This is a genomic window from Microbacterium terrisoli, assembly GCF_030866805.1.
GTDB lineage: Bacteria > Actinomycetota > Actinomycetes > Actinomycetales > Microbacteriaceae > Microbacterium > Microbacterium terrisoli.
In genome coordinates this window covers 2,987,418-3,000,811 of sequence record NZ_CP133019.1, presented here as the reverse complement: position 1 = coordinate 3,000,811, position 13,394 = coordinate 2,987,418, and the positions used below count along the sequence as shown (strand labels likewise).

Genomic DNA, 13,394 nt, shown 5'->3' with positions numbered 1-13,394 from the left:
TGATAGGGGGTGCCGGCCGTGCCGGTGTGGTCACGGGACAGGTGGAGCGCGGTGTCGCAGTGCGCGGAACCAGTCGGGCACGCGGGGTGCAAGCACGGACAGGATCAGCAGTGCGCCGGTGACGACGTTGATGGCATCGGAGCTGACCCCGGCCAGGCGCAGCGCGCTCTGCAGCACGGAGATCAGCAGGACGCCGCCGATGACGCCGAGGATGCTGCCCTTGCCTCCGAAGATCGACACACCGCCCAGCAGTACCGCGGCGATGATCGACAGTTCCAATCCGTTCGCGTTGTCGCCGCGAGCACTGCCGAAGCGCAGCGTCCAGAACACGCCTGCCAGAGCGGAGACGGCACCCGAGAGCAGGAACGTTACGAACTTGCTGCGGTTCACGTGCACGCCCGAGAAGTGTGCGGCCGCGGCTGACAAGCCCAGTGCGTACAGACCGCGGCCGAACGGCGTGTAGTGCAGCACGACGACGAACACGGCGATCAGGACGAGCACGAGGAGCGATATCGCGGGGATGCCGGATGCACCCAAGCGCAGCTGGGCGAGGTTCTGCCAGTCCAATGGGAACTCGGTGATGGCTGTCGTTCCGAGGATGCCGACGGCCAGACCGCGGAACAGCGCCAGGGTGCCGATCGTGACGGCGAGAGAGGGTAGACCCACGACGGTCACGAAGAAGCCGTTGAACGCTCCTGCGCCGAAGCCGATCGCGATGCAGACGACGATCGCCACGGCCACGGGCACGCCTGCCCGGATGAGCACGCCGAACAGCACGCTGCTCAAACCGATGATGCTCGCCACCGACAGGTCGATCTCTCCGGTGATGATCACGAGCGTCATCGGCAGCGCGATCATGAGCACAGGGGCGGCGTCCAGAAGCAGGAAGTACACCGTGTTCGTGCCGGCGAAGTAGGGGACCGTCTCTGCGGCGATGAGCACCACAGCGATCAGCACGGCGATGATGAGCGCTTCGGGAGACAACAGGATGCGGCGCCACAGCGGTCGACCGTAGGAGGGGAGTGTCGTTCGGGACGCAGCCGTGCGGGCACCGAGTGCGGTCATCGCTGTACTCCTTCGAGAGCCGGCGCGGCGGGGGTTTCGGGGTCGTGACGCTGGGCGAGCAATCGCCTTCGGGTGCGCAACGACAGCACCCGATCCAGCACAATGGCGCCGATGATCAGCACGCCGACGACGGCTTGCTGCCAGAAGTCCGGAATCCCGACGATCGGCAGGGCGCGGTTGATCGTCAGGAGGAGCATGGCGCCGATGGCCGCGCCCCAGACGGTGCCGCTGCCACCGAAGATCGCCACACCGCCGATGACCGCGGCACCCACCGCCTGAAGCTCCAGGCCGGTACCGGTCTGAGAATCGGTGGTGCCGTATCGGGCCGCGTAGAGTGCCCCGGCCAGGCCCGCCAACACCCCTGAGATCAGGAAGGCGGCGATCACCCGGCGGCGGACCTTCAGCCCGTACAGTTCGGCCGCGGCGGGGTCACTGCCGATGGCATAGAACTCGCGTCCGGAGCGGCGGCTGCGCAGGTACCACCCGATGATGACGGTCACGACGATAGCGATGATTGCGAGCCAGGGGATGGACAGCAGCGCGCTGGTGCCGAGGTCCAGGAACGAACCGGGCATGTCCGACGGGTTGATGCGGTTGCTGCCCGCCCACAGGACGAGTGCTCCGCGGAACGCATACATCGTGCCGAGGGTGATGACCAGTGACGGCACACGTCCGTATGCGGTGAGAAGGCCGTTGACCAGGCCGAGCACTGCTCCGAAGACCATGGCGAGGATGAACACGAAGACGACGGGTATGCCGGGGAAGTCGATGAACATCCGGCCGCAGAAGTACGCGGCCAGACCCACCGCGCTTCCCACCGACAGGTCGACGTTGCGCGTGATGATGACCACGGCCTGGCCGACCGAGACAAGCACCAGCATCGTGGGGGTCAGCAGCAGGTCGCGCCAGCCGTCGGGGCTGAACAGAAAGGTCGGGTTCACGAGGGTTGTCACGGCGATCACCGCGACCAGCGCGATGAGGATGCCGATCTCTCGGGAGTGCAGGAACCTGCCCAGCAGGTGTGTCATCGGTCGGTCTCCTCGCTGTCGGCGGCGGTCGTCGTCGACGCCGGTGACGGGTTGCTCACGCCGGCCGCGTGCGTGGCCGCGTACATCACGGTTTCGGCCGTGGCTTCGGCGCGGTCCAGCTCGGCAGTGATGCGCCCTTCCCGCACGACCAGGACGCGATCCGCCATGCCGAGTACTTCGGGGAGCTCGGACGAGATCATCAGGATCCCGATGCCCCGCCCGGCCAGCTCCGACAGCAGCCGGTGCACTTCGGACTTCGTGCCCACGTCGATGCCGCGCGTGGGCTCATCGATGATGAGCACTTGCGGGTCGGTTGCGAGCCACTTGCCGAGCACCACCTTCTGCTGGTTTCCGCCGCTGAGAGTGCCGGCGATGGTGTCGAGGGCCGAGGCCTTCACCCGCAGACGGTCGGCCCATTCGCGGCCGACGGTGTTCTCGCGACGTGATGTGATCAGTCCTGTTGTCGCGAGTCGGTCGCGGATGGCCAGTGCCGTGTTGCGGCCGATGGTCGCCTCCATGACCAGTCCCTGCTTGCGTCGGTCTTCGGGGACGAAGGCGATGCCGGCGGCGATCGCAGCGGATGGGTCGCCAGGTCGGACAGGAACGCCCTTCATGGTGACGGAGCCTGCGGAGTATCTGTCGACGCCGAAGACGGCTCGGGCGATCTCGCTGCGACCGGCGCCCACCAGCCCGGCCAGTGCGACGATCTCACCGGCGCGCACCGTCAGATCGATGCCTTCGAAGGTGCCCGGCGACGTGAGCCCTCGCACTTCGAGGAGTGGCGTGGTGATCTGCGCGTCCACTTTCGGGAACAGCTCGGTGACGTCGCGTCCCACCATGCGGCGGACGATCTCGTCTTCGGTGACGGACGTGGTCTTGTCAGTGGAGACGTAGCGGCCGTCGCGCATGACCGTGATCTCGTCGCACAGCGCGAACACCTCGTCGAAACGGTGGGAGATGAAGACGAGGCCGCGTCCTTCGTCGCGCAGACTGCGTGCGACGGTGAACAATCGATCGACTTCTACGCCGCTGAGGGCAGCGGTCGGCTCGTCCATGATCATCAACTTCGCATCCAGTGAGATGGCCTTGGTGATCTCTATGAGCTGCTGGTCGGCGATCGACAATCCTTCTGCGGGCCGTTGGGGGTCGATGTGGACTCCGAGGCGGCGGAAGATGCGTTCGGCCTCGGTGACCATGGCACGCCGATCGATGCCACCGGTGCGGGTGGTCGGCTGGCGACCCATGAAGATGTTCTCCACGACCGACAGGTCAGGAAAAAGCGTCGGCTCTTGGTAGATGACGGCGATCCCGGCGTGCTTGGACTCGGCTGTGGACCGGAAGTCGACGGGGGCACCCGCGAATCTGAAGGAGCCGCTGTCACGGTGGTACAGGCCCGCGATGATCTTGACCAGTGTCGACTTGCCCGCGCCGTTCTCGCCGACCAGCGCATGGATGGACCCGGCGCGGACCGTGAGATCCGCGTCGGCGAGGGCGATCACCGGTCCAAAGGATTTCGCGACGTGCGACAGTTCCAGCAGCGGGCTGCCGGCATCGCCAGCTGACGGCTCCGTCAAAGCGTGTACCTCCACAGTGAGGCGCGGGTGCCCGCGCGGGAATTGCGCTGTGTCGCAAAAATGAATCGTTACAATCAGCCGCGTCACCGATTGTGACTGTATCGGTAGAGAATGTCAAGAGGCGTGCTGCGACGATGGCAGCCCCTTAGTGAAACGTTATAGACTCGCTATCATGTGAAAGCCGGCGTCGCCGAGACAGCTCCGGCGGTAGGGACTCCAATGACGGTGAGCGTCAAAGACGTCGCGGCGCGTGCCGGCGTCTCCGTGGGCACCGTATCGAACGTGCTCAACAGGCCACAGCATGTCAGTGCCGCAACTGCCGAACGGGTGCGCGCGGCCATCGATGAGCTCGGGTTTGTCCGCAATGATGCCGCGCGGCAATTGCGCGCAGGCCGCAGCAGTGCGGTCGGGCTCATCGTGCTGGATATGACAAACCCGTTCTTCGCCGACCTGACTCGTGGTGCTGAAGATGTCGCGCAGGCGGCAGAACTCGCCGTCATCGTCGGCGACGGAGGGGAGCGTCCCGATCGTGAACGGGCCTACCTGGACCTGTTCGAACAGCAGCGGTTACGCGGTGTTCTGCTCACTCCGTTCGGGGATGTCGATGAGCGCCTACGCGCCTTGCGACGGCGAGGCATCCCGACCGTGCTGGTCGATCGAGCCAGCTCGGACCACTCATTCAGCTCCGTGTCGGTGGACGATCGCCTGGGTGGCGCGTTGGCGGTCGGGCATCTGCTGAACCGCGGGCACCGGCACATTGCCTACGTTGCTGGGCCGCGGGGCATCGCGCAAGTCGAGGACCGGCTTCTCGGCGCTCGTGACGCTGCGGCAGAGCATCCAGACGCACGTCTGGAAGTGGTGGAGCTGACGGCGTTGAGCATTGCTGAGGGTCAGCGCGCCAGCGCTGTCCTGGCTGCGGGCGGCGTTGATGGACGGCCCGACGCGGTGTTCGCAGCGAACGATCTCATCGCCATCGGACTGTTGGGCGGCCTGACCGCCGCCGGCATCCGGGTACCCGAAGACGTGGCGCTGATCGGCTACGACGACATCGCGTTCGCGGCCGCGGCTACCGTGCCGCTGTCGTCCATCCGCCAGCCCGCCGCGCAGATCGGCGCGACGGGCATGCGGATCCTGCTCGATGAATCCGTGGATCACACGCTTCCGCCTCGGCATGTGACGTTCCGACCGGAACTCGTCGTGCGCCGTTCGACAGAGGGCTGACGCTGTCGGCATACTGCCCGCACGCCGCGTCAGCGCAGCCCCGTGTGATGTGCCGCGAACGCCAGCTGGTCGGCGAACTCGGCGGCCGCGGCATCCTTCGGCTTGCCCATGCCGTGCCCGGCTCGTGTGTCGACCGCGAGCAGAATCGGCGCGTCGGCGGCCTGTGCGTGCTGCAGGGCGGCGGCGAACTTCAGAGAATGCCCGGGCACGACGCGGTCGTCGTGATCACCGGTCGTGATCAGAGTCGGCGGATACTCCGTTCCCGGCCGCACATTGTGCAGCGGTGAGTATGCCTTCAGATAGGCGAAGGCGTCGGCCTCGTCGGGGTCGCCGTAGTCGCTGGTCCAGGCCCAGCCGATCGTGAACCGGTCGAATCGCAGCATGTCGAGCACGCCGACCCCGGGCAGCACCGCCGCCCAGAGCTCGGGACGCTGGGTGAGGGCGGCGCCGGCCAGCAGGCCGCCGTTCGACCGGCCGTGCAGCGCGAGCTGACGCCGGGTCGTGACGCCGGTGGACACGAGGTGCTCGGCCACCGCATACAGGTCGTCGAACACCTGCTGCTTGCGTTCCTTCGTGCCGGCGTGGTGCCAGTCCGAGCCGAATTCGCCTCCTCCCCGCAGGTTGGGCACGACGAGCACTCCGCTGGCGGCCACCCACGCGGCCAGCACGGCGCGAAAGCCCGGGTTCATCGGGATGTTGAAGCCGCCGTATCCCCAGATCAGTGTCGGGCGCGGGACCGAACCGTCGTCGCCTTCGGGCCGCACGACGAACGCCGGGACGTCGGCACCGTCGGTGCTCGTGACGCGGATGCGTGAGGTCGTCGCGCGGGGCGCCGCGGGCCCCGGCGTCGGCAGGGTGCGGTGTGAGAGCACCGATGTCCCGTCCACGTCGAGAATGTGCCGCGTGCCGCGGTCGACGAAGCTCGACGTCGTCGCGTACACGCGACCGGACTCGTCGTCGGTCGACATCCCGGTGATGCTGACGCCCTCGCCGAGTGGCAGCGCCTCGCCGAGGGTCCCGTCGAACGCGGCGAGCTGCGCCCGGTGCGCGGCGTCGTGCGAATACTCGAGCATGAGGCCGGTCGCCGTCAGGTGCGCGTTCAGCAGCACGTCCTCGTCATGCTCGGCGACCACGGTGCTCTGCGCCCCGGTGTTGAGGTCGAAGGATGCCAGTCGGTAACGCGCCGCCCCGTCGTCGGTGACGACGTACAGCACGTCGTCGCGAATGCCGATCGAATGCCATTCGCGGTCGCGTCCGGTCACGAGCGCGCGCAGCGCCTCGACCGGCTCAGCGTGCCGGCGCACGGCGAGGTCGTTGCCCGACGACGATCCGCTGTCGGTGTGCAGCACGAACCATGTGTCGTCCGCGGGCCACGGCCGAGCGAACGTTCTCGGTTCGTCGGGCCGCGAGAACAGCACGGCATCGGCCTGCCGGTCGGTGCCGACCACGTGCGCCTGCAGCCTGCCCGCGCCCTGCTCGCTGGTCAGCGCGTTGCCGTCCGGCTCGTCGTAGCACCAGTACGAGAACGAGCGCGCCGCGACGTCGACACTCGTGTCGACTCTCTGGTCAGCACTCTGGTCAGTAGCGGGCAACCACACCGGCGAGTTCCACTTCGTCCACGTGATCTCGTCGTCGAGGTCCTGGCCTGTCTCGACATCTCGCACCCGGATCGTGCGCCAGTCGGACCCGCCGTCGGCGACCCCGTACGCGAGCAGTGCGCCGTCGGGACTCACCGACGCTGTCGTCACAGCACTGGTACCGTCGTCCGACAGCGTGTTCGGGTCCAGCAGCACGCGTCCGTTCTCGAGCTCGTCGACCGAGTCGGCGACCACGAGCACGTCCTGATTCTGCCCGTCGCCGTGCCACGCGAACACGCGCCCGCCCTTCTCGAACGGGCAGCCCCGGGCGGGGGCGGTCAGCATTTCGGTGACCGTCTCGAGGAACTCCGTACGTGAGCTCAGCGCATCCAGCGCCGGACGCGCGTGCGCGTTCTGTGCGGCGACGAACGCCTGCGTCTCGGGTGCGTCGGCGTCCTCCAACCAGCGGTACGGGTCGGCGACGACCTCGCCGTGGAGGGTCTCGTGGACATCGCTGCGGCGCGCAGAAGGGTAGTCGTGCATCGATCCATCGTTTCATGCGCGCACCGCTCGCCACGACCCCCTACGCGAAGCCGTCGATCCATTCGACGATGCGCTTCACACTGCGCTGCGCCGAGTTCGCCTCCGGATGATTGAGGTGTCCGTGCGTCGCGCTGCGCTCGGCGAACAGTTCGACGCGCACCCCGGCGGCTCGCAGCCGTTCGCCGAACATGTCGCCTGATGAGCGCAGATCGTCGATTGCGGCGACCAGCACGTACGTCGGCGGAAAACCCCGCAGGTCGCTCGCGAACCCCGGGAACGCCGTCGGATCCGTCATCCCCGCAGCGCCCGCGTAGTGCTTGGCGAGCGCCCGCACGATGCTGGGCCGAAACCGCAGGCGCGCCGGCATCTTCGCCATGAGGCGCTTCGTCTCGGGCGAGTTGGGCGGCAGCCGCGGGTACAGCATGGGGTAGGCGAGAACGAGGGATGCCGGGACTCTGCCGTCGCCCGTGGAACCCGGCGAATGGTGGGCCGCGGCATCCCGTGCTCGCAGCACGACCCCCGCAGCGAGTGCGCCGCCCGCGCTCGCCCCACCCAGATGCACCCGCGTGGCGTCGGTGCCGAACAGGTCGACCGTGTGCGCAGTCGCGTGTCGCCACGCCGCCTGCACGTCGTCCAGTGGTGCGGGGTGGCGGACGCCGCGCAGCGCCTTGCGGTAGTCGACGGCGAGGGTCGGGATGCCCGCGGCCGCGAGCTCCAGCGCCACCCAGTTCGACTCGGGCATGTCGAGGTCGCCGCCGAGCCACGCGCCGCCGTGCACCCACACGAGTGCATTGCGCGCCAGCGTCGCGTGATCGCGGTACAACCGCGCAGGCACGGGCCCGTCGTCGCTCGCGACGGGCACGTCCGCGGCCACGACCGTCGCCAGACGCGGAAAGCGCCTCTGCAGTGACGCCGTGTCGATGTCGGGCCGCGGATCGGGTGCCGTGCCGGTGCGGCCAAGGCGCCGGGCGACGAACCACATCGCGACGTCGGCCGGCGTCAGCACGACGGGCGCTCGATCGGGTGGGGCTGCGGACTCGTCATCCGTCCATCATTCCCGAGCCCCTCGCATCCTTCGCGCGCCAATTCGTGAACATATGTGCATGATATGAACGTATGCTTGATTCAGTCTGGATCCGCGTCTAAGTTGACAGCATGTGCGCCCGCCGCCAGTGGGCGGCCTCAAAGATCGCCGTATTCCGGCCAGAAGAGGGGTTCAGATGTCTGCCTATACCAACAAGGTCGGAGTTCACGGGCTCGTATGGGCCGGGGGGTGGTCTGAGGCCGAGGCGCGTTCGTCGATTGAGGGTGCGAAAGCGACCGGTTATGACGTGATTGAGATCCTGCTGATGGACCCGCGCAAGGTCGATGCAGCGATGACGCGTCGCCTTCTCGATGAGTACGAGATGGAGGCCACGGCCTCGTTCGGTCTGTCCGCCGAGACTGATGTGAGCAGTGAGGATCCCGATCGTGTGCATGCCGGCGAGCGGCTGTTGCATGAGGCCTACAGCGTCGCGCGCGATTTCGGGGCACTGTACGTCGGTGGTGTGCTCTATGGCGCGCTCGGCAAGTACAACGCACCGGTGTCGAGGCTCGGTCGCGAGAACTCCATCGCCGCGCTGCAGAGACTGTGCGATGCTGCCGCGGGTTCAGACATCCAGATCGGGCTGGAACTGGTCAATCGCTACGAGTCCAACATGCTGAACACTGCTGCCCAGGCTGTCAGCTATGTCGGCGAGGTCGGCAGGGACAACCTGGTAATCCATCTCGATACCTATCACATGAACATCGAGGAGAGCGACAACTACTCGGCAGTGCTCACCGCCGGCGAACACCTCGGGTACGTGCACATCGGAGAGAACCACCGCGGCTATCTCGGGACCGGAAACGTCGACTTCACCTCGTTGTTCCGGGGTCTCGCAGCGATCGGCTACACGGGTCCGATCACCTTCGAGAGCTTCTCATCTCGCATCATCATGCCTGAGCTCTCTTACACGCTGGCGATCTGGCGCGATCTCTGGAGCGACAACGCCGATCTCGCCGCGCATGCCCGTGGGTTCATCGACGCGCAGCTGCGTTCGGCCGCGAATCGTCCGGCGCTGTGAGCCGAACGGTCGGAGAGGAGACGTCAGGGATGCAGCAGCAGGGCAGCGTCGTCACGGAACTGATCGAGAGAAGCCACACGCTCGGGGCAGACCCCCGCGTGACCAATTACGGCGGTGGCAATACGTCAGCGAAGGGCTGTGTCATCGATCCCGCTTCAGGGTCCGACGTCGAGGTCGTCTGGGTCAAAGGTTCGGGCGGCGATCTCGGGACGCTGACGGAACGGGGGCTGGCCGTGCTGCGCCGCGACCGCGTTCAGGCGCTCTCCGCGGTCTACCGTGGACCCCAACACGAAGACGAGATGGTCGGGTTGTTCGACTATTGCATGTTCGGACAGCCAGTTGCTCCGCCATCGATCGACACCGCCATGCATGTGCTCGTCGACGCGCCCCACGTCGATCATCTTCACCCCGACGCGGGGATCGCCGTCGCCACGGCCGCGGACGGCGAGGAATTGACGCGACGGATCTACGGTGCGCGGGTCGTCTGGGTGCCATGGCGTCGTCCGGGGTTCCAGCTTGGGCTGGACATCGCGCAGATCCAGCGCGCTCACCCTGAGGCCATCGGCTGCATACTCGGCGGGCACGGGATCACGGCATGGGGCGCATCCAGCACCGAATGTCGACAGCGGTCATTGGAGATCATCGCGCTGGCCGAGCAGTACATCGACGAACACGGCGCGCCAGCGCCGTTCGGGGCCGTGCGTGAGGGCTACGGTGCGCTCGAACGACAGGAGCGCCACGCGCGAGCGGCCGTGCTCGCGCCGCTGCTGCGCAGAATGGCCGCCACCGACGGGCCGGTCGTCGGACATTACATCGACTCCGAGGTCGTCCTCGACTTCCTCAGTCGCAGTGAATGCCCGCGGCTCGCCGATCTGGGCTGCAGCTGCCCCGATCACTTCCTGCGTACCAAGATCCGGCCGCTTCTGCTCGATCTGCCGGGGGACAGCGAACTCGCTCTGGTCGAGCAGCGCCTCGGCCACTTGCACGCGGCCTACCGCGAGGATTACGCGCGCTATTACTCCGCGAATGCCACGGCTGATTCCCCGAAGATGCGAGGAGCCGACCCCGCCGTCTTCCTCATCCCCGGCGTGGGGATGTTCAGTTTCGGCGCAGACAAGCACACGGCGCGCGTGGCAGGCGAGTACTTCGTCAATACGATCAACGCGATGCGGGGGGCCGAAGCCGTCTCGACGTACGCGCCCATCCCCGACGCCGAGAAGTTCCGCATCGAGTACTGGAGCCTGGAAGAGGCGAAGCTCGCACGTCGGCCGAAGCCCAAACCACTGGCGGCGCGCGTGGCGTTCGTGACGGGTGGCGGGCACGGCATCGGCCGTGCGATCGCTCTGCGTCTGGCCCGAGAGGGTGCATGCGTGGTCGTCGCCGATCTGGACGCGGAGCGGGCTCGTGCTGTGGCGGACGAGATTGCGGCAGCGGCGGGCGCTGTCCAGGTCGGTGACGTCGCAGTTGCAGTGCACGTCGATGTCAGCGACTCGGCAGCCGTTCGTCAGGCAGTCGCCGAGGCTGCAGAAGCGTTCGGCGGGATTGACATCGTGATCAACAACGCAGGTCTGTCGCGCAGTCTGTCCCTCGCCGAGACGACCGACGAGGACTGGGACACGCTGCACGGCGTCATGGCGCGAGGGTCCTTCATCGTGTCCAGAGAGGCATCCAACGTGATGATCGCGCAAGGACTCGGCGGCGACATCATCTACATCTCCAGCAAGAACGCGGTCTTCGCCGGCACACACAACGTCGCGTATTCCGCGGCTAAAGCGGATCAGGCCCACCAGGTGCGTCTTCTTGCCGCCGAGCTCGGCGAGCACTCCATCCGGGTGAACGGGGTGAACCCCGATGGGGTCGTGCGCGGGTCAGGACTGTTCGAGGGGGGATGGGGCGACGAGCGCGCGAAGCTGTACGGCGTCGACCGGGCAGATCTGGGGAGCTACTACGCTGGCCGCACGATCTTGAAGCGCGAGGTCGTGCCGGACGATGTGGCGGCGGCCGTTGCCGCGCTCCTGTGCGGTGACCTGGCCAAGACGACGGGACATAGCATCCCGGTGGATTCGGGTGTCGCGGCGGCGTTCCTACGGTAGGCCGACGGCCGCGCCGCGGCTGTCGGGCAACATTGCAAGGATGCGCGAGCGGTCAGGGATCGAGGGCGCATTGCCGCGTGTTGTGGTGGCGATCGAGCCGGCGACAAGTGCGACCCGGAACGCTTCGCTCGGTTGCCACCCCTGAGCGATCGCGGCGGCGAACACTCCACACACGGTATCGCCGGCACCGGTGGTGTCGGCGGGCGTGACCGTGAGGGCGGGAAAGCTCTGCGGCGCCGCCCCGCGCCGATGCAGGCGCCCACCGCGCGCACCGAGCGTGACCAGAACCGTCCCGACCGCCCTGGCGAGCCGCTCGCCCGCAGTGATCGCATCGCCTTCACGGCTGAGTGCCGTGGCTTCGGGTTCGTTGACGATGAGGAAGTCGATCTTGGCCAGGATGTCGGTCGGCAGGTCGAGCGCCGGAGCCGCGTTGAGGATGACCGTGACAGAGTTCTGGGAGGCGAACTCGATGGCCTCGAATGCGATCGCGCAGCCAACCTCGAGCTGCGTCAGGACGACATCGGCGGCGAGGATGGCCTCTCGGTCGCCAGCGCTGAGCGTCTTCAGGTCGGCGTTTGCGCCCGGATCGACGACGATCTCGTTCTCTGCGCCGCGGTCGACGTAGACGAAGGCGCGGCCTGTCGGCAGCGAACTCGCACGCAACAGCCGGTCGTCGACGCCCTGAGCGTTCAGTGTGGTCCGCGCCACGTCGCCTTCTGCATCCGACCCGATCGAGCCGGTCAGTCCCGTCTGCGCACCGAAACGCGCCGACGCGATCGCCTGGGCCGCCCCCTTGCCACCGAGCGCCTGTCGCGAATCGGTCGCGATCACGGTCGTACCGGGGGCGGGGAAAGTCGGCATCGCCAGGATGGTGTCGACGTTGATGCTGCCGATGACGTGGACCCGCGCAAGCGCGTGACGGGGCGTCGAGCCCTGAGCGGCAAGCACCGTCGGACTCTGAGCGATCATGGGTCCGATCATAGCTTTCCGGCCTGCGGGCACCCTTGACGGTGGGCGCCGATGACACTGGCCCGGCAGGATGCGGTGATCCTGCCGGGCCAGTGCGCGAACGGTCAGAAGTTGTAGTTGTCGATGTTGTCCTTCGTGAAGATCAACGGTTTGTTGTAGTCGACCTCGCCGTCTTTCCCGACGGTGTACTTGCCGTGCTTTCCGGCGTCGACCACCTGTCCTTCAGCCGAGGTGATCTTTCCGGTGGCCAGCTGGAATGCGGCTGCGGTCGCCACGTAGCCGAGCTCCGCAGGGTCCCACATCGCGAACGCCTTCGCATCGCCGTTCTTGATGAAGTCCTTGACGGAGCTGGGCAGGGCAAAGCCCGTCGCATACACCTTGTTCTGCAGGCCTGCGTTCACAATCGCCTGTTCGGCGGCGGGTGCAGAGACCGCGGACGACGAGATGATGACCTTGAGGTCCGGGTGAGCCTGGATGAGGTTCAACGCGATGTCCTGGCTCTTCTTCGCATCATCCCCGGCGAACTGCACCGTGTCCAGATACTTGAAGTCCTTGTATGCGGGATCGGTGTCGATCAGTTCCTTCATGTACTTGACGTGGGCTGCGTGGTTGGCGGCGGTGGGCGAAGCCGAGATGAACGCGACGAGGCCGCCGTCGGGCGAGTCGAGCTTCGCGGCCTTCAGCATGGTCTCTGCCGCCAGCTTGTAGCTCAGCTGATTGACGAAGAGGTCGCGCGCGTCAGCGGCAGCGTCGGCATCGTAGGTGACGACCTTGATGCCACTCTTCATGGCCTGCTTCAAAGCCGGCGCGACGGCATCCTGATCGATGGCGCTGACGACAAGCGCGTCGGGCTTCTGCGGGATCGCGTTGGTCAGCGTTGCGATCTGCGCTGTGGCGTCAGGCTGATCCGAACCGATGTACTGGAACTGGAAGCCGAGGTCCTTCGCCGCCTCTTCACCGCCGTTCTTGGCGACCTCGAAGTAGGCGAGCCCGGTGAACTTCGGCGCCATGAAGATCCTGACGTCGCTCGCTTGCTTCGCACCTGCGCTGTCAGTGGACGACGATGTGGGTGGTGTTGACGAACATGCAGCCAACAACATGGCTGCAGACAGGATCGTCGCGGCGCCCGCAGCGACCCGGCTTCGGATGGATGTGATTTTTCGCATGTGATTGCCTTTCCTATTGGTGCTCGATCAAAGGGTTCTTGGAAGCGCTGAGC

Annotated in this window: 11 protein-coding genes; 4 read left to right on the top strand and 7 right to left on the bottom strand. The window is 66.7% G+C overall.

What is annotated here, in order from left to right; translation table 11 throughout:
• Positions 1-30: 30 nt before the first annotated feature.
• From QU603_RS13590 to QU603_RS13580, 3 genes are read right to left on the bottom strand one after another with little or no spacing between them, the layout of a single operon-like run.
• Positions 31-1,065 (bottom strand): ABC transporter permease, encoded by a 1,035-nt coding sequence (locus QU603_RS13590; protein ID WP_308491906.1) that lies wholly within the window; start codon positions 1,063-1,065, stop codon positions 31-33.
• The gene (locus QU603_RS13585; RefSeq protein WP_308491905.1) at positions 1,062-2,093 is read right to left on the bottom strand and encodes an ABC transporter permease; all 1,032 of its coding nucleotides are present in this window, start codon (positions 2,091-2,093) and stop codon (positions 1,062-1,064) included. The genes QU603_RS13590 and QU603_RS13585 overlap by 4 nt, the downstream gene beginning before the upstream one ends.
• The gene (locus tag QU603_RS13580) at positions 2,090-3,682 is read right to left on the bottom strand and encodes a sugar ABC transporter ATP-binding protein (RefSeq protein WP_308494030.1); all 1,593 of its coding nucleotides are present in this window, start codon (positions 3,680-3,682) and stop codon (positions 2,090-2,092) included. The genes QU603_RS13585 and QU603_RS13580 overlap by 4 nt, the downstream gene beginning before the upstream one ends.
• Positions 3,683-3,886: 204 nt before the next feature.
• On the opposite strand from QU603_RS13580, the gene QU603_RS13575 reads away from it, so the two are divergent.
• A complete protein-coding gene (locus QU603_RS13575; RefSeq protein ID WP_308491904.1) occupies positions 3,887-4,888 on the top strand; it encodes a LacI family DNA-binding transcriptional regulator in 1,002 nt (333 codons plus the stop codon).
• A 29-nt stretch (positions 4,889-4,917) separates the two neighbouring features.
• Here the strand turns inward: QU603_RS13575 and QU603_RS13570 are convergent, their stop codons facing one another.
• Together QU603_RS13570 and QU603_RS13565 are read right to left on the bottom strand one after the other, a co-directional pair.
• Positions 4,918-7,008: a prolyl oligopeptidase family serine peptidase gene (locus QU603_RS13570; RefSeq protein WP_308491903.1), complete on the bottom strand. Its 2,091-nt coding sequence runs from the start codon at positions 7,006-7,008 to the stop codon at positions 4,918-4,920.
• A 40-nt stretch (positions 7,009-7,048) separates the two neighbouring features.
• Positions 7,049-8,014 carry an alpha/beta hydrolase fold domain-containing protein gene (locus tag QU603_RS13565; protein WP_308491902.1) on the bottom strand — a complete coding sequence of 322 codons (966 nt, stop codon included), beginning with the start codon at positions 8,012-8,014 and terminating at the stop codon, positions 7,049-7,051.
• Between the two features lie 151 nt (positions 8,015-8,165).
• On the opposite strand from QU603_RS13565, the gene QU603_RS13560 reads away from it, so the two are divergent.
• On the top strand, positions 8,166-9,113 hold the full coding sequence (locus tag QU603_RS13560) for a sugar phosphate isomerase/epimerase family protein (RefSeq protein ID WP_308491901.1): 948 nt from the start codon (positions 8,166-8,168) through the stop codon (positions 9,111-9,113).
• A gap of 29 nt (positions 9,114-9,142) precedes the next feature.
• Positions 9,143-11,206: a bifunctional rhamnulose-1-phosphate aldolase/short-chain dehydrogenase gene (rhaD, locus tag QU603_RS13555; RefSeq protein WP_308491900.1), complete on the top strand. Its 2,064-nt coding sequence runs from the start codon at positions 9,143-9,145 to the stop codon at positions 11,204-11,206.
• Here the strand turns inward: rhaD and QU603_RS13550 are convergent.
• Both QU603_RS13550 and QU603_RS13545 read right to left on the bottom strand, forming a co-directional pair.
• Positions 11,198-12,175 (bottom strand): ribokinase, encoded by a 978-nt coding sequence (locus QU603_RS13550; RefSeq protein WP_308491899.1) that lies wholly within the window; start codon positions 12,173-12,175, stop codon positions 11,198-11,200. The genes rhaD and QU603_RS13550 overlap by 9 nt on opposite strands.
• Positions 12,176-12,279: 104 nt before the next feature.
• Complete coding sequence (locus QU603_RS13545) at positions 12,280-13,185, bottom strand: autoinducer 2 ABC transporter substrate-binding protein (RefSeq protein ID WP_308491898.1); 906 nt, start codon at positions 13,183-13,185, stop codon at positions 12,280-12,282.
• Between QU603_RS13545 and QU603_RS13540 the strand changes: the two genes are divergently transcribed.
• Complete coding sequence (locus QU603_RS13540) at positions 13,184-13,345, top strand: hypothetical protein (RefSeq protein ID WP_308491897.1); 162 nt, start codon at positions 13,184-13,186, stop codon at positions 13,343-13,345. The genes QU603_RS13545 and QU603_RS13540 overlap by 2 nt on opposite strands.
• Positions 13,346-13,394 lie beyond the last annotated feature (49 nt).